The organism is Mycobacterium sp. 852002-51971_SCH5477799-a (assembly GCF_001667145.1).
Taxonomy (GTDB): Bacteria; Actinomycetota; Actinomycetes; order Mycobacteriales; family Mycobacteriaceae; genus Mycobacterium.
In genome coordinates this window covers 37126-54873 of sequence record NZ_LZIF01000107.1, presented here as the reverse complement: position 1 = coordinate 54873, position 17748 = coordinate 37126, and the positions used below count along the sequence as shown (strand labels likewise).

Here is a 17748-nt window from a genome sequence, read left to right as displayed (position 1 = left end):
CCATGTCGGAACGGGTGGGGTATGCAGTGAGCTTAGCCCGCCGGAGCAGGGCCGGAATGGCTTGCCACACATTCACTTACGGGAGCGGACGAGTCTAATGCCGTGGGCCGAGCAGGGCTACGGATGCATCCACGGCCGGCTCCACGATTCCTCGGACCGGCTTTCCGTCTTCCACCGCAAGTGCGGTGAGCTCCCGCAGGCCGCCCAGCAGGATCACGGCCAACGGGGCGGTCAACGGAGGCAGCTTTGCGCGCCGGAACCCCGGACTGGCGCTGAGGTCGATCAGCAGGCTGGTCAACAACTGCAGGCCACGCCGCTGGACCGGCCGAGCGGCCGCCCCAAGTGAGGGCAATTCACGGATCCAGCTCAACGTGATGGCGGGCCGGGCCTCGATATATCCGACATAGGCCTCGACCGCCTGGCGGATCTGCACATGCCAATCGGCCTCCGGATCGACGGACGCCGTGATCTTCGCGCCCAGTTTTTCGATGTCGACCGCCAGCAGCTCGAGGAAGCACTCTTCCTTGCCGGCGAAGTGGTCGTAGAACGTGCGCTTGGAGGTGCGTGCGTGGCGGACCACATCGGCGACCGTGCTGGCGCGGTAGCCGCGCTCGGTGATCGAGGTGGCCAGACCGTCGAGCAGCCGTTGCCGAAACGGATCAGGCCCGGAAAGTGCGTCGCCCCCAACCGCGTCGGCGGCGGTCGCTGTCACCGCTGGTGTCACGCGAGCGCCCCCTTTCGGTGAGTACGGCGCCTTGTCAGGTTTGGTACTTCAGAGTACCGTACAAGGAACACGCTGCGGTACATCGCCGTACCACCCCCGTTGCCGGGGCAGATGTTTGGGAGACGCCATCGTCATGAGCCACCAAGTCGCCGCCCCGCCGGCCGCCGTCAACCTGCCCCCGGCGGTCCGGATCCCCAAGGTGCTTCAGGGCCTTGGATTTTCGATGTCGCGACGGTGGATGATCCAACGGCTGGCGCACCGCCACGGCGATGTGTTCACGCTCAACCTGCCGATGTACGGGCGCGTCATCGCCGTCGGCGACCCGCAGTTGGCCAAGCAGATCTTCACGACAAGCCCCGATGAGCTCGGCAACATCCAGCCCAATCTGGGCAGGCTGTTCGGCACCGGCTCCGTCTTCGCGCTCGAGGGCGACGACCATCGCCGGCGGCGCCGGCTGTTGGCGCCGCCGTTCCACGGCAAGAGCATGAAGAAGTACGAAAGCATCATCGAAGAAGAGGCGCTGCGCGAGATCGCCGACTGGCCGCAGGGCACCCCGTTCCCGACGCTGCCGCCGATGATGCGGATCACCTTGAACGCCATTCTGCGCGCGGTTTTCGGCGCGCAAGGCGCCGAACTCGACGAGCTGCGCCGGCTCATTCCGCCGTGGGTCACCCTGGGATCGCGGCTGGCGTCGGTGCCGATGCCCAAACGCCAATTCGGCAGGTACAGCCCGTGGGGCCGGCTGGCCGAATGGCGCCGCCGGTACGACAAGGTCATCGACAAGTTGATCGACGACGAGCGGGCCGATTCGCAGTTCGCCGAGCGGACCGACGTCCTGGCGATGCTGCTGCGTACCACCTACGAAGACGGTTCGGCCATGTCACGCAAGGACATTGGCGACGAGCTGCTCACCCTGCTGGCGGCCGGACACGAAACCACCGCATCCACGCTGGGCTGGGCGTTCGAGCGGATAAGCCGGCACCCCGACCTGTTGAAGGCCCTCGTTGAAGAGGTCGATAGCGACGGCAGCGAGCTGCGTCAGGCCACGATCTTGGAGGTCCAGCGAGCCAGGACGGTGATCGACCTCGCCGGTCGCCACGTCTACCCCGAGACCTTCCAGCTTGGCGAGTGGGTGATTCCGCGTGGCGATTCGATCATTGTCGGAATCGGGCAAATCCACAGCAACCCCGACGTGTTCACCGATCCGGACCGTTTCAACCCGCAACGCTTCATCGGGACCAAGCCGTCGGCGTTGTCGTGGATCCCGTTCGGTGGGGGGACGCGCCGCTGTGTGGGAGCGGCGTTTGCCAACATGGAAATGGACGTGGTGCTTCGAACGGTGCTGCGCCGCTTGACCATTGAGTCGACGGATGCGCCCGGCGAGCGCTGGCATTGCCGCGGGGTCGCGTTCACCCCGAAGGACGGCGGCCGGATTGTGGTGCGCCGGCGCTGATCTCGGCGATTGAAGCCGGGGCCAGCGTCGCTACTGGTCCGCGGTCGCCCGGCGCGGCAGCTTCCAGCCCGGTCGGATGAAGTGGCACGTGTATCCGTTGGGATAGTGCTGCAAATAGTCCTGGTGTTCGGGCTCGGCCTCCCAGAAGTCGCCGGCAGGGCTGACCTCCGTCACCACCTTGCCGGGCCACAGCCCGGACGCCTCGACGTCGGCGATGGTGTCCAGCGCGATCCGCTTCTGGTCCTCGTCGAGATAGAAGATGGCCGACCGATAACTGGCGCCCCGATCGTTGCCCTGCCGGTCTTTCGTTGTCGGATCGTGGATCTGGAAGAAGAATTCCAGCATCGTGCGGTAGTCGGTGACGGCCGGGTCATAGACGATCTCGATGGCCTCGGCGTGCGTGCCGTGGTTGCGGTAGGTCGCATTGGGGACGTCACCGCCGGTGTAACCGACCCGGGTCGACACCACGCCCGGCTGCTTGCGGATGAGTTCCTGCATCCCCCAAAAGCAGCCGCCGGCGAGAATCGCTTTCTGGTTGGTCATGCTTCGTCCTCCATAACCGGCTAGCACTCGGGCAGGAACAAGGCCAGGCTACACTCCGCCGATGAGCTGCAACGGTGCCGCGACATCATGAGCACGCCCAAGTTCTCCCGTAGCGAACTGGCCGCCGCCTTCGAAAAATTCGAAGCGACCGTCGATGCGGCGGCGCAAACGCAGGACTGGGACGCCTGGGTCCAGCACTACACACCCGACGTCCTGTACATCGAACACGCGGCGGGCACCATGCATGGCCGCGATGAGGTCCGCGAGTGGATCAGCCGGACGATGGGCAGCTTTCCGGGCAGCCACATGGTCGCGTTCCCGTCGCTGTGGTCGGTGATCGACGAACCCACCGGGCGCATCATCATGGAACTCGACAACCCGATGCGCGATCCCGGGGACGGCACGGTCATCGGCGCGACGAACATTTCGATCATCACCTACGCCGGCGATGGCATGTGGCGTCAGCAGGAAGACATCTACAACCCGCTGCGTTTCGTGCAGGCCACGTTGAAGTGGTGCCGCAAGGCGCAGGAGCTCGGCACCCTCGACGAGGCCGGCGCGCAATTCGTGGAGCAGTACGGAGGCGCCCGGTGAGCATCAAGCCCAAACTCGTCATCGGCGCCAACGGTTTTCTGGGTTCACACGTCACCCGCCAGCTGGTCGCCGACGGCCATGAGGTGCGGGCCATGGTGCGCGAAGGGGCCAACACCCGCTCCATCGACGACCTCGAGCTCACCCGCTTCCACGGCGACGTTTTCGATACCGCCGTGCTGCGGGAGGCGATGAACGGTGTCGACGACGTCTACTACTGCGTCGTCGACACCCGCGCCTGGCTGCGTGATACCTCGCCGCTGTTTCGCACCAACGTCGAAGGGCTGCGCAACGTCCTCGATGTGGCCGTCACGCAAACCGGCCTGCGCCGGTTCATCTTCACCAGCACCTACACGACCGTCGGGCGGCGCCGCGGACACGTCGCGACCGAAGAGGACAGCATCGACACCCGGGGGGTGTCGGACTACGTCCGGTCCCGGGTCCACGCCGAGAACCTGGTGATGCGCTACGTGGCCGAATGCGGGCTGCCCGCGGTGGCGATGTGCGTGTCGACGACATACGGCAGCGGCGACTGGGGCCGCACCCCGCATGGTGCGTTCATCGCCGGCGCGGTCTTCGGCAAGCTGCCCTTCACGATGGAGGGCATTCAGCTGGAAGCCGTCGGTGTCACCGACGCCGCCCGGGCCATGATCCTGGCCTCCGAACACGGGCGCATCGGCGAGCGGTACCTGATCTCCGAGCGGATGATCGCGCTGAAAGACGTGGTCCGAATCGCAGCCGACGAGGCCGGCGTGCCCGCGCCGCGGCGCTCCATCTCCGTCCCGATGCTGTATGCGCTGGGCGCGCTGGGCGACTTGCGGGCCCGCCTCACCGGCAAGGACGCCGAACTCAGCCTCGCCTCGGTGCGCATGATGCGCGCCGAGGCGCCCGTCGACCACAGCAAGGCCGTCCACGAACTGGGCTGGCAGCCGCGCCCGGTCGAGGAGTCCATTCGCGACGCGGCCCGATTCTGGGCGGCGATGCGAAATGCCAAGAGCGGGAGCACGACTCCCGGCTGAACACCACGCCGACCCGTGTTCAGAACGCGGCGCGGCGTCCGGGGCGGGACTAGCCTCGGGCGGTGTGACTACCGCGCGAGTGCCTGTCGATCTCACCGGGGCGCCCCAGACCATGCTGGCGACGTTCTACGCGAAGGCGCTTGACGCCGACTTCCCGAAACCGATCCTGGGCGATCGCTACGCGAAGGAGATCGTCGAGCGCATCGACTACGACTGGAAGCAAACCACCATCACACCGCGCCGGGCACCGTCGGTGACCACCCGGTCGGCGCACTTCGATCAGTGGACGCGCGAATTCCTTGCCGTACATCCGCGTTCGGTCGTGCTGCACCTGGGCTGTGGGCTCGACAGCCGGTTTTTCCGCGTGCGGCCCGGCCCGGACGTCCAGTGGTACGACGTCGACTACCCCGAGGTCGCGGCGCTGCGCACCCAGCTTTACCCGAGCCGCGATCACTATCGCGTCATTGCCGCCTCGGTCACCGACCCGGCCTGGCTGGCGGAAATCCCCGCCGACCGCCCCACACTGATGATCGCGGAGGGGCTCACCATGTACCTCACCGAACGGGAGGGCACCGCGCTGCTGCGCCGGGTAGTCGACCGGTTCGGTTCGGGCGAGCTGCAGTTCGACGTGTTCAACTGGCTCGGCATCAAGTCCCAATGGCTCAACACCGTGGTGCGGCGGTCGGGTTCCACGCTGCACTGGGCGATCAACGGGCCCGCCGACATCATCGAAGCCGTGCCGGCGGTGCGGCTGCTGGCGTGGGAACGGTGGTTCGAGTCGTACACCTTCGCGCAGTTGCCCCGCTCATCCCGGGCCTTGGGCAAAATCATGTCGCTGTTGCCTGCGGCGGCGAACATGGCGCAATACCACCGCTACGCATTCGGTCCGGCGGACGGGAAGCCTTGACGGCGGACGCGCGTTGAAAGTCGGATAGACGTCTAAGGAGGAACCACCATGGCCCATCCGGAAATCAAGGAGCCCAGCGCGGGGCACCCGATCACCATCGAGCCGACCAAAGGGCGGGTGCAGGTGCGCGTGAACGGCGAGTTGATCGCCGACACCACTGCGGCACTCGAATTGCGCGAAGCCACTTTACCTGCCGTGCAATACATTCCGATCGCCGACGTGGTGCGGGATCGGCTCACCCGGACGGACACCAGCACGTACTGTCCCTTCAAGGGCGACGCGAGCTATTACAGCGTGACCACCTCCGCCGGTGACACCGTCGACGATGTGATCTGGACGTACGAGCAGCCCTATCCGGCGGTCGCGGCGATTGCCGGGCATGTGGCGTTCTATCCCACCAAGGCCGACATCAGCGTCTCGGCTCAGTAGGGGATCCACCCGGGAAGGGCAGTCGCGACGGCCCGGGTGTCGCTGTACAAACGCATCGAGACGATCAGCCCGTCGCGGGTGTCGAAGATGCATACGAACGGGCTGTCGAATTCGCGGCCGTCGGAGGTGGTGCCGGTGGCCTGCGCCTCCACCACCACGGTCTCTCCCTCGTTGACGCAGCGCACCAGGTCGATGATCAGCTCGAGGTCTTTCTTGCGTCGCTCGATCGCCTGACGAAACGTGGCCTTGTCGCAGGGGGTCCGCGTGTAGAGGGTCCAGTAGGAGAAGTCCTCACTGAGCAGCGCGAAGCCCTCGTCCAGATCGCCGTCGTCGCTGACGGTCTGCAAGAACATCCAAGCCAGTTCGCCCTGCGGGTCATCGAACGGCGTCATCACAACGCAATATTGACTTGGACCGCAGTTCACGGTCAATCAGGGCAGTCGGAGAATCATCAGGTGACGAGCACGCGCACGGTCGTGTTTCCCGGAGCCGTCAGCTTCGGACACACGTTGGCGCCCCTTCGCCGCGGTTTCGGCGATCCCTGCTTCCGGGCTCCCGGAGACGGCTCGATCTGGCGCACCAGCCTGCTGCCCAGCGGGTCCGTCACGGCCCGGATCAGCCGCGTCGCGCCCAATGCCGCGCACGGCGTGGCGTGGGGCAGCGGCGCCGAAGAATTCATCGAGATGCTGCCCGCCATGCTGGGCTTCGAGGACGACGACTCGGACTTCGTCCCGAGGCATCCAACGGTTGCGGCCGCGCACCAACGGGTTCCGCACTTGCGCCTGGGCCGCACCGGCCTGGTACTGGAGGCCCTGATCCCGGCGATCATCGAGCAACGGGTGCCCGGCGCCGATGCGTTTCGCTCGTGGCGGGTGCTGGTGACGAAATACGGCACCCCCGCGCCGGGACCCGCACCGGCGGGGATGCGTGTCATGCCGTCGGCACAGGTGTGGCGACACATCCCGTCGTGGGAGTTCCATCGTGCCAACGTCGACCCTCGGCGGGCGCAGACCGTAGTGACCTGTGCGCGGCGGGCTTCCTCGCTGGAACGGTTGGTGTCTCGGCCGGCGGTGCAGGCGCGGGACGCGTTGATGTCGCTGCCGGGGGTTGGGGAGTGGACCGCCGCCGAGACCGCACAGCGCGCCTTCGGCGATGCCGACGCCGTGTCGGTGGGCGACTACCACATTCCCAAAATGATCGGCTGGACCCTGTTGGGCCGGCCCGTCGACGACGCGGGCATGCTCGAACTGCTCGCACCGATGCGACCCCATCGCCAGCGGGTGGTTCGGCTGCTCGAAGCCAGCGGGCTGGCGTACGAACCCCGCCGCGGACCGCGGCTGCCGGTGCAGCAAATCCACTCGCTTTGATCCGTAGCGTTTTTCAGCGGGGCCATCGGGTACCCAGCAGTGCAAGTAGCTGTGTGTGAACCATGGAAGGAAGCTAGGAAATAAGCGATGACTCAGTTCACAATTCCGGGATTGACCGATAAGCAGGCGGCGCGGCTCACCGAACTGCTGCAGAAGCAACTGAGCACTTACAACGATCTTCACCTGACGCTGAAGCACATTCACTGGAACGTGGTTGGCCCGAACTTCATCGGCGTGCACGAGATGATCGACCCGCAAGTGGACGTGGTGCGTGGATACGCCGACGATGTCGCCGAACGTATTGCGGCCCTTGGTGCTTCGCCACAGGGGACGCCCGGCGCCATCATCAAGGACCGGTCGTGGGACGACTACTCGGTCGGTCGAGACACGGTACAGGCGCACCTGGCGGCGCTGGACCTCGTCTACAACGGTGTCATCGAGGACATCCGCCGGTACATCGACGAGACCGACGAACTCGACCAGGTCACCCAGGACCTGCTGATCGGCCAGGCGGGTCAGTTGGAGAAGTTCCAGTGGTTCGTCCGGGCGCACCTGGAAAGCGCCGGCGGCAAGCTGGCGCACCAAGGTAAAAGCACCGAGAAAGGCGCCGCAGGCAGCGCCCGTGGCAAAGCCTGAGATGCTTCGCTAAGCGCAGGCATCGCGCATTTCGCCCCGGCACCTTCGTGCCGGGGCGAAATTGTCGGCCGGTATCCCCGCGCAAGCCTTTCCCTCCTCCGGAATAAGTGGACCCAAGTCCGGTTATATAGGACATTCACTATAAGAGGAGGTCAGATGCCCGCAGTCACAGCTAACACGCTGACATTGCCACGGGTCAGCGGTCCCGGACCCACCGACACCGATCGGCCGGTCCGATCGATCACCACCGGTCCGCGCGGCTATGAGGGCGAGGGGTTTCCCGTCGTGCGCGCTTTCGCGGGAGTCAGCACGACCGCGCTCGATCCGTTCGTGCACATGGATCAGATGGGCGAGGTCGAATACGAGCCGGGGGAGCCCCGGGGGACCGACTGGCATCCACACCGCGGCTTCGAAACCGTGACCTACATGCTCGACGGGAAGTTCGCACACCAGGACTCCCACGGCGGTGGCGGCCTGATCGCCGACGGTGCGACTCAGTGGATGACGGCCGGCTCGGGCATCCTGCACATCGAGACGCCGCCGGCCGAGCTGGTCGACCGCGGCGGGCTGTTCCACGGCGTCCAGCTCTGGGTGAACCTGCCCAAGAAGAACAAGTTCGCATCCCCGCGGTACCAGTCGATCGAAGGCGGCGACGTCGCGTTGCTGGCATCCGACGACGGCGGGGCGCTGATTCGCATCATCGCCGGCGAGATCGACGGCCACCGGGGCCCCGGTGTCACCCACACGCCGATCACCCTCGCGCATGCGACCGTCGAGAACGGGGCGCGCCTCGACGTTCCGTGGCGGCGCGACTTCAATGCCCTGGTCTATGTGTTGTCTGGCAGCGGGTACGTCGGCCCGGTCGCCCATCCGATCCACCAGGGACAGTTAGCGGTCCTCGGGCCCGGCGACCGGATCACTGTCGGGGCCCGGCAGGCCCCGGACCCCAGCCGGACGGCCATTGATTTGCTGCTCCTGGGCGGGCAGCCGATTCGCGAGCCGGTATTCCACTACGGGCCTTTCGTAATGAACACCCGCGCGGAATTGATCGCGGCGCTCGAGGACTACCAGGCCGGGAAGTTTGGCAGCATTCCGCCAAATGCGCTAATGCCGCACCACGGCGATGGCACACTTTAGCAATGCTTCCACGGGGGACTCGTCGGCCGGGGCGTCCGCCCGCCGCGAAGGCCGACGAGACTCGGCAACGAATCATCCAAGCTGCTCGTTTGGTGTTCAGCGAACGTGGCTACGACGGCGCGACATTCCAGGCCATCGCCGCGCGCGCCGACCTCACCCGCCCTGCGATTAACCATTACTTCTCGAGCAAACGCGCGCTTTATCGCGAAGTGGTGGCAGACACCAACCAATTCGTGATCGGCGCCGGTATCAAACAAGCCGACCGTGAGACCACCCTGGCGGCGCAGCTGACGGCATTCATCGCCGAAGCGACCAGAGCCAATTCGAAGAATCCTGCCGGGTCCGCGTTTCTAATCAGCGGCGTGCTGGAATCGCAGCGACACCCGGAGCTAACTGAGACCGACAACGATTCCGTGCGGATCAGCCGGGAATTCCTGCTGCGCGTCATCAATGAGGCGATCGAGCGCGGCGAGATCGTCGCCGATGTCGATGCGACGGTGCTGGCCGAGGCGCTGCTGGTTCTCGTCTGCGGGGTGGGCGTATACGCCGGCTACGTTTCGAGCCCGGAAAACCTGCTGGCGCTCGTCGGAGTGATGCGCCAGCTCCTGGAAGGCGCGTTCCGGCGGCCGGGGGCTTAGTCGGCGCGCAGTGAAGTTGCGCACAAAGCGTATAGGCTAACTAACTTATTCCGGTACCATGGCCGGGATATGACTGATCTGGATTCCTCGTCGCCGCCATCCGTACGGTCCGCCGGTGACAGCTGGACCATCACCGAACTCGTGGGCGCCACGGCGCTCGGCGTAGCCGCGTCGCGCGCGGCGGAAACCGCCGGCCCCGATCCGCTGATCCGCGACGACTTCGCGCGCCTGCTGGTGTCGTCCGCCGGTCCGGCGTGGGCGAGGCTGGCCGACCCGGAGCTCGCCTGGCTCGACGGTGATGAGCACGGACAGCGCGCGCATCGATGCGGAATCGATTACCAGGCCGTGCGCACCCACTTCTTCGACCGGTACTTCGCGGACGCCGCCGGCGCCGGCATCCGGCAGGTGGTGATCCTGGCCGCCGGGCTTGACTCCAGGGCTTACCGGTTGAACTGGTCGGCCGGCACCACGGTCTACGAGATCGACCAGCCCCAGGTGCTCCAATACAAGACCGACATATTGCAGCAGCACGGCGCCGTGCCATCCGCTATCCGGCATCCCGTCCCGGTCGACCTCCGTGACGATTGGCCCGCGGCCCTGACCGCCGCCGGGTTCGACCGCACCAAACCCACCACGTGGCTTGCCGAAGGGCTGCTCCCGTACCTGCCCAGCGACGCCCAGGACCGGCTGTTCGAGATGGTCACCGCGCTCAGCGCGCCGAACAGCCAGATCGCGATCGAGATGTTCGGCATGAACTCCCGGAGCAACTCGCAGCGCTGGGTGCGGATGCGGGACCGGCTCGGTTTGGATGTCAATGTCCAGGCGCTGACCTACCAGGAGCCGGACCGATCCGACGCCGCCGCGTGGCTGGCCGACCACGGCTGGCACGTGCACAGCGTGAGCAACCGCGACGAGATGGCCCGGCTGGGCCGTCCGGTACCCGACGACCTGACCGACGAAGCGGTCCGCAGCACGTTGCTGCGGGCGCGTCTCGGCAAGCCCACCGCCTGACCAAGGATCGATGCAAGGAGCACCGCCATGAGTTCACTGCGCACCCACGATGACACGTGGGACATCAAGAGCAGCGTCGGCACCACCGCGGTGATGGTGGCCGCGGCGCGCGCCGTCGAGACCGAACGTCCCGACGCGCTTATCCGCGACCCCTACGCCAAGCTCCTGGTCACAAATTCCGGTGCCGGCGTCCTGTGGGAGGCCATGCTCGACCCGGAGATCGCGGCCAAGGTCGAAGCCCTGGACGAAGAGTCCGCGGCGCACCTGCACCACATGCGCGGCTATCAAGCGGTGCGGACCCACTTCTTCGACACCTTCTTCACCGACGCCGTCGCGGCGGGGATCCGCCAGATCGTGATCCTGGCTTCGGGACTGGACTCCCGCGCGTACCGGTTGGACTGGCCGGCCGGCACCACGGTCTACGAGCTCGACCAGCCCGAGGTGCTGGCTTACAAGTCGACCACGCTGGCGGAGAACGGGGCCAGGCCCTCGGCCGATCGCCGCGAAGTCGCCATCGACCTGCGTCAGGACTGGCCCGCCGCGCTGCGTGCCGCGGGCTTCGACCCCAGCCAGCGCACCGCCTGGCTGGCCGAGGGCCTGCTGATGTACCTGCCGGCCGAGGCCCAGGACCGGTTGTTCACGCTGATCGGCGAACTGAGCCCGGCCGGAAGCCGCGTCTCGGCGGAAACCGCGCCCAATCACGCCGACGAGCGGCGCCAGCAGATGCGGGAACGGTTCAAGAAGGTGGCCGACGAGATCGGCATGGAGCAGACCCTCGACGTCGGCGAGCTGATGTATCGCGACGAACACCGCGCCGACGTCACCGACTGGCTCAACCAACACGGTTGGCGTGCGACGGCCGAGCACTCGACCGCCGCCATGCGCCGGCTGGGCCGCTGGATCGAAAACGTCGCGCTGGCCGACGACAAGGACGCTTTCTCCGACTTCGTGGTCGCCGAGCGCCTGTAAGAGCGGGCACCGTTATGTGACGGCAACGCCCGTCGCAGTTACTGAGTGCCGACTCTCTCGCCGCACCTTCACCGTTGGCTCGCGGCTGCGGTTACCGGGAATTCGCCTGGTCATCGGGGACAATGGTCACTCATTATGGGCAGCGGCGGATCCGACCAATCGCGCCGCTGGGTGCTGAGAAAAGCCCGGTTGGCCGCCGCCACCGCTTCGGCGGTCGTCACGGCGATCACCGGCATGGGGTGGACGGGTTATCACACGGCCCTCGGCAAGATCATCATTTCGCACGCGCTACCGAACGCGGCGAAGACGCTGGACGGCAACCAGAACATTCTGCTGATGGGTCTGGACAGTCGGCTGGACCAGAACGGTAAGCCCCTGCCCCAAGAGATCTACGAGGCGCTGCACGCCGGTGACGAGAGCTCGGGCGGCTACAACGCGAATGTCCTTATCGTCGTGCATATTTCGGACGGCGACGGCCCGGTCACGGCGGTATCGATCCCGCGCGACGACTACGCGGAGCTACCGGGCTGTCCCGGGTCGGTCTGCGCCGGCAAGATCAAGCAGGCATACGGGCTGGCCTACCAGCAGTCGCTGAATTCGCAGGCGGCCGGGAATTCGGGCGGGGCGGGCGCCAACAACTTGACGGCTCGCGAGCAGACCGCCCGCGAGGCCGGCCGCAAGGCCGAAATCGACGCCGTCCAACACTTTCTGGGCGTCTCGGTCGATCACTTCGTCGAGGTCACACTCGGCGGTTTCTTCCAAATCGCCAAAGCCGTCGAACCGATCACCGTGTGCCTCAATGCCGACACGCGGGACGGCTACTCGGGCGCCGACTTCCACCAGGGGGTTCAGCGCATCGACGCCGCGGACGCGATGGCCTTCGTGCGGCAGCGGCGCGACGAAAACGACGGCTCCTTCACCGATTTCGACCGCACGCGGCGACAGCAGGCGTTCCTCGTGTCGTTGGCAGAGGCGGCCCGCAGGGGCGGTGCGCTGTCCAGCGTGAGCGGACTGCGCAAACTGCTGCAGGTCGCCCGCGACAACGTCGCCGTCGACGACGGGCTGGACATCATGGAATTCGCCTCCCGGGCCTCGCAATTGAGCGAGCGCCCGCTGTCCCTCTACACCCTGCCGATCGCCGGCTTCGGCAAGGACGTCAACGGGTCCGACATCAACCAGGTCGACCTTCCGACCATCCGGCGCATCGTCAACGAGCGCTTCATGTCGGACACACCGGTCGCGCTCGAGGCCGCATCACCGAACACCCAACCACCGCCGCCGCTGGCCGAACCCGCGATCCTCGACGTCGTCAACGCCACCTCACGCGACGGGCTCGCGGGCGCCGTCGAAGAGGCCTTCGCCGGACGCGGCTTCACCCGCGGCAGCGCCACGACCGCGGCGGTCCCGGCCGACGAGAGCACCATCGAATACGGCCCCGGAGCCGACCGGGCCGCCCAGATCCTGGCCGGTCAGCTGCACGTGCCGGCCACGGCGAACGACACAGTTGCCACCGGGACGGTGCGCCTGACCGTTGGAACAGAGTTTCCCGCCGGCGACTACCTGGCCCATCCCGGCGCGACTGCCGACCCGTCCGGGACCGGGCAGGTGAGTGCCGTGGCCGCCACCGGCACCGGCGACCGTGCCCCGGCGCCGACCGACCTCAGCCAGATGACCGCGGCCAACATTCCCTGCGTGAAGTAACCGCACCGGTCGTCGCGCCGGGGTCGACAACCCGACCGGCGAGAGGTGGTTCGCCGGATCCTTCCTACTGCTCTCCCAACCGGATGGTTAGTATCGCGGTTATCACCGATGAGCGGCCGCCGCAGCGGGACTCTGCTCGGGAAGGACAATGATGACCACCGAATCGGTTGCATCGAAGACCTCCGCATCCAATGGGACGGCTCAGCCGGCCGACATTCCGGCGACGGTCGCCCGGCTCCGCCGGACCTTCGCCACCGGACGCACCCGCGACGTCGAATGGCGCAAGCGGCAGTTGTCGCAGCTGGCGAGGCTGATGGAAGAGAACGAGGCCGCCATCGCGTCCGCCCTCGCCGAAGACCTGGACCGCAGTCCCTTCGAGGCCTTCATCGCCGACATCGCGACGACCGCCGGCGAGGCGAAATACGCGGCGAAAAAGGTCCGGCGGTGGACGAAGCGCAGGTACCAGCTGCTCGAGATGCCGCAGCTGCCGGGGCGCGGCTGGATCGAATACGAGCCCTACGGCACGGTGCTGATCATCGGCGCGTGGAACTACCCGTTCTACCTGACGCTGGGTCCGGCCGTCGGCGCGATCGCCGCGGGCAACGCCGTCATCCTCAAGCCGTCGGAAATCGCCGCTTCCTCTGCGCATTTGATGGCGGAGCTGGTGCCGAAATATCTCGACAACGATGCCATCGCCGTGGTCGAGGGTGACGGCGCCACGAGCCAGGAGCTCATCGCGCAGGGCCTGGATCGGGTGCTGTTCACCGGCGGCACCGAGATCGGCCGCAAGGTCTACGAGGGCGCGGCCCCGCACCTGACCCCGTGCACCCTGGAACTCGGCGGCAAGAGCCCGGTGATCGTCGCGGCGGACGCCGACGTGGAGGTGGCGGCCAAGCGGATCGCCTGGATGAAACTGCTCAACGCCGGACAGACCTGTGTCGCACCGGATTACGTGTTGGCGGACGCCAGCATTCGCGACGAGCTGGTCGACAAGATCGGCGCCGCCATCACCAAGTTCACCTCCGACAAGCCCGACGGCATGCGGATCGTCAACCAAAGGCAGTTCGACCGGATCAGCGGCTACCTGTCCGGTGGCGACGGCAAGGTCGTCGTCGGCGGCAAGTGCGACCCGTCGAGCCTGCGCATCCAGCCCGCCGTCGTGGTGGACCCTGACCCGGACGGCCCGCTGATGCAGAACGAGATCTTCGGCCCGGTGTTGCCGGTGGTCACCGTCCAATCCCTGGACGACGCAATACGTTTCGTTAACTCGCGGCCCAAGCCGCTGTCGGCGTACCTGTTCACCAAGACGCGCGAGACCCGCGAGCGGGTGATCAAGGAGGTGCCCGCTGGCGGCATGCTGGTCAACCACCTCGCCTTCCAGGTCTCGACGGCCAAGCTGCCCTTCGGGGGCGTCGGCGCGTCGGGCATGGGCGCCTACCACGGCAAGTTCGGCTTCGAAGAATTCAGCCACCGCAAGTCGGTGCTGACCAAGCCGACGCGCCCGGACCTGTCGAGCTTCATCTACCCGCCCTACACCGACCGCGCCATGAAGATGGCCCGCCGGATCTTCTAGAAATCGTTCTCCCGCAACCAAATCACTTGCTAGACACTTATATCTAGAGAGGAAACTTATGCCCGGAGTGCAGGATCGCGTCATCATCGTCACCGGAGCCGGCGGAGGACTGGGTCGAGACTACGCCCTGACCCTCGCCAAGGAGGGCGCCAGCGTCGTCGTCAACGACCTCGGTGGCTCGCGCGACGGCACCGGCGCCGGCCACAACATGGCCGACGATGTGGTCAAGGAGATCAAGGACGCCGGCGGGCGGGCTGTCGCCAACTACGACAGCGTCGCCGAGTCCGAGGGCGCCGAGAACATCGTCAAAACCGCGCTCGACGAGTTCGGCGCCGTGCACGGTGTGGTCAGCAACGCCGGCATCCTGCGCGACGGCACCTTCCACAAGATGTCGTTCGAGAACTGGGACGCCGTGCTCAAAGTGCACCTTTATGGCGGCTACAACGTCATCCGCGCCGCATGGCCGCACTTCCGTGAGCAGAGCTACGGTCGCGTGGTCGTCGCCACGTCCACCAGTGGGCTGTTCGGCAACTTCGGTCAAACCAACTACGGCGCGGCCAAACTCGGCTTGGTCGGCTTGATCAACAGCCTGGCGCTGGAGGGCGCGAAATACAACATCCACGCCAACGCGGTCGCCCCGATCGCGGCGACCCGGATGACCGAAGACATCCTCCCCAAGGAGGTTCTCGAGAAGCTGACGCCCGATTACGTCGCTCCGGTGGTGGCGTACCTGTGCACCGAGGAAAATCCCAACAGCGCTTCGGTTTTCGTGGTCGGCGGCGGCAAGGTGCAGCGCGTCGCGCTGTTCCAGAACCAGGGCGTCAACTACGACAAGCCGCCTTCGGTGGAGGACATCGCCTCGCAGTGGGGCGAGATCACCGATCTGTCAGCGGCAAAGCAGGCCGAATTCAAGCTGGGGTAAGGCGCCAGCGACTCAGGCGAGCAGCTCTGCGCGGAGCCGGTCCACCTCGTTGTCGGTGACGCCGGCGTCGCGGAGATACGCCTGCAGCGACCCGAATTCCTGATCGATGGTGTGGCGTGCGGCGTCCAGGTATTCCGGTCGTACGCCGAGGACTCCATCGGCCAGCCGGGCCTTGGTGAACGTGACCACCTCCGGGGTCAAGTCGACGTCAGGCCTTTTCTGGATCATCTCGTAGATGTGGTCACGCAGCTGGGGGACCGCGGCGTTGCTGCGCAGGTAATCGGCGACGATGGTGTCGCGGTCGACGTCGAGCACCTCCAGCACAGTGGCGATCACGAAGCCGGTGCGGTCCTTGCCCGCGAAGCAGTGCGTGAGAACCGAACGCCCGGCGGCCAGCATCGAGAAGACTTGCCGCACAGCGCGTTGCGCCCCGTTGCGGGTCGGGAACTGCCGATACTCGTCGATCATGTGCCGGATGGCGGCCTCGTTGACCTCTTCGTCGGACTGGCTCGCGTCGCCCTCGAACAGGCGCCGAAACGCGGTCTCGTGCGGCGCGTCGTCGTCGCTGGGCTGATCGTCGCCGAGATCGGGCAGGGGGAGCCGGTGGATCTCGACGCCGTCGGGAACCAACCCCGGACCGCGGCGCGCGACTTCCTGGTTCGCGCGCAGATCCGCGACGTCGGTGATGCCCAACTCGCTCAGCGTGGCGCGGCCCTGGTCGTCGAGGCGGCTCAGCTCACCGGACCGAAACAGCCGCCCGGGCCGCAGCGCGGGCGTGCCGTCGGCGACGTCGCGAAAGTTCCACGCGCCCGACAGTTCCCGCAATGCCTCAGTCATTCTCTGGTCACCGCCGCGGCGAAAGCGGACTGCTCGCGGCCGATCTCGCTACGCGCGATGGTGCGCATGTGCACCTCGTCGGGTCCGTCGAAGATCCGCATGGCGCGGTGCCAGCCGTACAGTCGTGCCAGCACCGTGTCGTCGCTGACGCCGGCGGCGCCGTGCACCTGGATCGCGCGGTCGATGACGTCGCACGCCACCTGGGGAGCCACCGCCTTGATCTGCGAGACGAGCAGGTGGGCGGCCCTGTTGCCGTGCTGGTCGATGGTCCACGCGGCCTTTTCGCAGAGCAGCCTGGCCTGGTCGATCTCGTTGCGGGACTTGGCGATCGCCTGCTGCACCAGGCCCTGGTCGGCCAGGGGCCGGCCGAACGCGATGCGGTTGTTCGCGCGGTGCACCATCAGCGCCAACGCACGTTCGGCCCCGCCGAGTGCGCGCATGCAGTGGTGGATGCGGCCGGGCCCCAGCCGGGCCTGGGCGATGGCGAAGCCGCCGCCCTCCTCGCCGAGCAGGTTGGTGGCCGGCACCCGAACGTTGTCGTAGCTGATTTCGCAGTGCCCGTGCTGGTCCTGCCAGCCGAACACCGACGTGGAGCGCACCACCGTCACGCCGGGGGTGTCCATCGGCACCAGCACCATCGACTGCTGCTGATGACTCGCGGCCTCGGGGTTCGTGCGTCCCATCACGATCAGGATCTTGCAGCGCGGGTCGGCCGCGCCCGAGGTCCACCACTTACGCCCGTTGATGACGTAGTCGGCGCCGTCGCGCACGATGGCCGTCTGAATGTTGCGGGCATCGCTGCTCGCGACCGCGGGCTCGGTCATCGAGAAGGCGCTGCGGATCTCGCCGGCAAGCAGTGGCTCCAGCCACTGCTTACGCTGCTCCTCGGTGGCGAACAGGTGCAGCGTCTCCATGTTCCCGGTGTCCGGCGCCGCGCAGTTGACCGCCTCGGGAGCCAGCTCCAGGCTCCAGCCCGTCAGCTCGGCCAGCGGCGCGTAGTCGAGGTTGGTCAACCCCGATTCGGCCGGCAGGAACAGGTTCCAGAGGCCGCGATCCTTGGCCTTGGTTTTGAGTTCCTCGATGACGGGCGGGACCGTGTGATCGTGTGGGCCGGCTTCTTCGCGGAATTTGTCGTATTCGGCCTCGGCCGGAAAGACGCACTCAGTCATGAAGTCGGACAGTCGCTTGTGGTAGTCGCTGGCTTTGGCCGACATCGCGAAGTCCATGCCCGTCACCATATGACACGTGTCGAGTCGCCGGGTTTCCGGTCGTCAGCGCAGTGCTTACGCCG

At 66.7% G+C, this 17748-nt stretch carries 19 protein-coding genes; 14 read left to right on the top strand and 5 right to left on the bottom strand.

Annotated features, from left to right (window positions below; all coding sequences use genetic code 11):
- Positions 1 to 94: 94 nt before the first annotated feature.
- Positions 95 to 712 carry a TetR/AcrR family transcriptional regulator gene (locus tag A5753_RS16720; protein ID WP_067130348.1) on the bottom strand — a complete coding sequence of 206 codons (618 nt, stop codon included), beginning with the start codon at positions 710 to 712 and terminating at the stop codon, positions 95 to 97.
- 145 nt (positions 713 to 857) lie between these two features.
- Between A5753_RS16720 and A5753_RS16715 the strand changes: the two genes are divergently transcribed.
- The gene (locus A5753_RS16715) at positions 858 to 2177 is read left to right on the top strand and encodes a cytochrome P450 (protein ID WP_067130344.1); all 1320 of its coding nucleotides are present in this window, start codon (positions 858 to 860) and stop codon (positions 2175 to 2177) included.
- A 30-nt stretch (positions 2178 to 2207) separates the two neighbouring features.
- Here A5753_RS16715 and msrA read toward each other — a convergent pair whose 3' ends face one another.
- On the bottom strand, positions 2208 to 2720 hold the full coding sequence (msrA, locus tag A5753_RS16710; protein ID WP_067130341.1) for a peptide-methionine (S)-S-oxide reductase MsrA: 513 nt from the start codon (positions 2718 to 2720) through the stop codon (positions 2208 to 2210).
- An 87-nt stretch (positions 2721 to 2807) separates the two neighbouring features.
- Between msrA and A5753_RS16705 the strand changes: the two genes are divergently transcribed.
- From A5753_RS16705 to A5753_RS16690, 4 genes are all read left to right on the top strand, one after another.
- Positions 2808 to 3314, top strand: coding sequence for a nuclear transport factor 2 family protein (locus A5753_RS16705; protein WP_067130337.1), 507 nt, complete (start codon positions 2808 to 2810; stop codon positions 3312 to 3314).
- Positions 3311 to 4330: an NAD-dependent epimerase/dehydratase family protein gene (locus tag A5753_RS16700; RefSeq protein WP_067130334.1), complete on the top strand. Its 1020-nt coding sequence runs from the start codon at positions 3311 to 3313 to the stop codon at positions 4328 to 4330. The genes A5753_RS16705 and A5753_RS16700 overlap by 4 nt, the downstream gene beginning before the upstream one ends.
- A 79-nt stretch (positions 4331 to 4409) precedes the next feature.
- Positions 4410 to 5237: a class I SAM-dependent methyltransferase gene (locus A5753_RS16695; protein ID WP_067130331.1), complete on the top strand. Its 828-nt coding sequence runs from the start codon at positions 4410 to 4412 to the stop codon at positions 5235 to 5237.
- Positions 5238 to 5285: 48 nt separating this feature from the next.
- Positions 5286 to 5666 (top strand): DUF427 domain-containing protein, encoded by a 381-nt coding sequence (locus tag A5753_RS16690; RefSeq protein WP_067130328.1) that lies wholly within the window; start codon positions 5286 to 5288, stop codon positions 5664 to 5666.
- Here A5753_RS16690 and A5753_RS16685 read toward each other — a convergent pair.
- Positions 5660 to 6058 (bottom strand): nuclear transport factor 2 family protein, encoded by a 399-nt coding sequence (locus A5753_RS16685; RefSeq protein ID WP_067130325.1) that lies wholly within the window; start codon positions 6056 to 6058, stop codon positions 5660 to 5662. The genes A5753_RS16690 and A5753_RS16685 overlap by 7 nt on opposite strands.
- 63 nt (positions 6059 to 6121) lie before the next feature.
- Here A5753_RS16685 and A5753_RS16680 point away from each other — a divergent pair, with 63 nt between their 5' ends.
- From A5753_RS16680 to A5753_RS16640, 9 genes are all read left to right on the top strand, one after another.
- Positions 6122 to 7033, top strand: coding sequence for a DNA-3-methyladenine glycosylase (locus A5753_RS16680; protein WP_067130322.1), 912 nt, complete (start codon positions 6122 to 6124; stop codon positions 7031 to 7033).
- Positions 7034 to 7120: 87 nt separating this feature from the next.
- A complete protein-coding gene (locus A5753_RS16675) occupies positions 7121 to 7669 on the top strand; it encodes a Dps family protein (protein WP_067130319.1) in 549 nt (182 codons plus the stop codon).
- 156 nt (positions 7670 to 7825) lie between these two features.
- Positions 7826 to 8806, top strand: coding sequence for a pirin family protein (locus A5753_RS16670; RefSeq protein ID WP_067130316.1), 981 nt, complete (start codon positions 7826 to 7828; stop codon positions 8804 to 8806).
- Positions 8807 to 8808: 2 nt separating this feature from the next.
- Entirely contained in the window at positions 8809 to 9444 is a 636-nt protein-coding gene (locus A5753_RS16665; protein ID WP_067130314.1) for a TetR/AcrR family transcriptional regulator, read from the top strand.
- Positions 9445 to 9513: 69 nt separating this feature from the next.
- On the top strand, positions 9514 to 10455 hold the full coding sequence (locus tag A5753_RS16660) for a class I SAM-dependent methyltransferase (protein ID WP_067130311.1): 942 nt from the start codon (positions 9514 to 9516) through the stop codon (positions 10453 to 10455).
- A gap of 27 nt (positions 10456 to 10482) precedes the next feature.
- Positions 10483 to 11424 carry a class I SAM-dependent methyltransferase gene (locus tag A5753_RS16655; protein ID WP_067130308.1) on the top strand — a complete coding sequence of 314 codons (942 nt, stop codon included), beginning with the start codon at positions 10483 to 10485 and terminating at the stop codon, positions 11422 to 11424.
- Positions 11425 to 11559: 135 nt separating this feature from the next.
- Entirely contained in the window at positions 11560 to 13125 is a 1566-nt protein-coding gene (locus tag A5753_RS16650; protein WP_067130305.1) for an LCP family protein, read from the top strand.
- A gap of 148 nt (positions 13126 to 13273) precedes the next feature.
- The gene (locus tag A5753_RS16645) at positions 13274 to 14698 is read left to right on the top strand and encodes an aldehyde dehydrogenase family protein (protein ID WP_067130302.1); all 1425 of its coding nucleotides are present in this window, start codon (positions 13274 to 13276) and stop codon (positions 14696 to 14698) included.
- A 58-nt stretch (positions 14699 to 14756) separates the two neighbouring features.
- The gene (locus tag A5753_RS16640) at positions 14757 to 15620 is read left to right on the top strand and encodes an SDR family oxidoreductase (RefSeq protein WP_067130299.1); all 864 of its coding nucleotides are present in this window, start codon (positions 14757 to 14759) and stop codon (positions 15618 to 15620) included.
- A gap of 12 nt (positions 15621 to 15632) precedes the next feature.
- Here the strand turns inward: A5753_RS16640 and A5753_RS16635 are convergent, their stop codons facing one another.
- Both A5753_RS16635 and A5753_RS16630 read right to left on the bottom strand, forming a co-directional pair.
- Complete coding sequence (locus tag A5753_RS16635; protein WP_067130295.1) at positions 15633 to 16457, bottom strand: tyrosine-protein phosphatase; 825 nt, start codon at positions 16455 to 16457, stop codon at positions 15633 to 15635.
- On the bottom strand, positions 16454 to 17671 hold the full coding sequence (locus tag A5753_RS16630) for an acyl-CoA dehydrogenase family protein (protein WP_197694725.1): 1218 nt from the start codon (positions 17669 to 17671) through the stop codon (positions 16454 to 16456). Before A5753_RS16630 ends, A5753_RS16635 begins: the two co-directional genes overlap by 4 nt.
- Positions 17672 to 17748 lie beyond the last annotated feature (77 nt).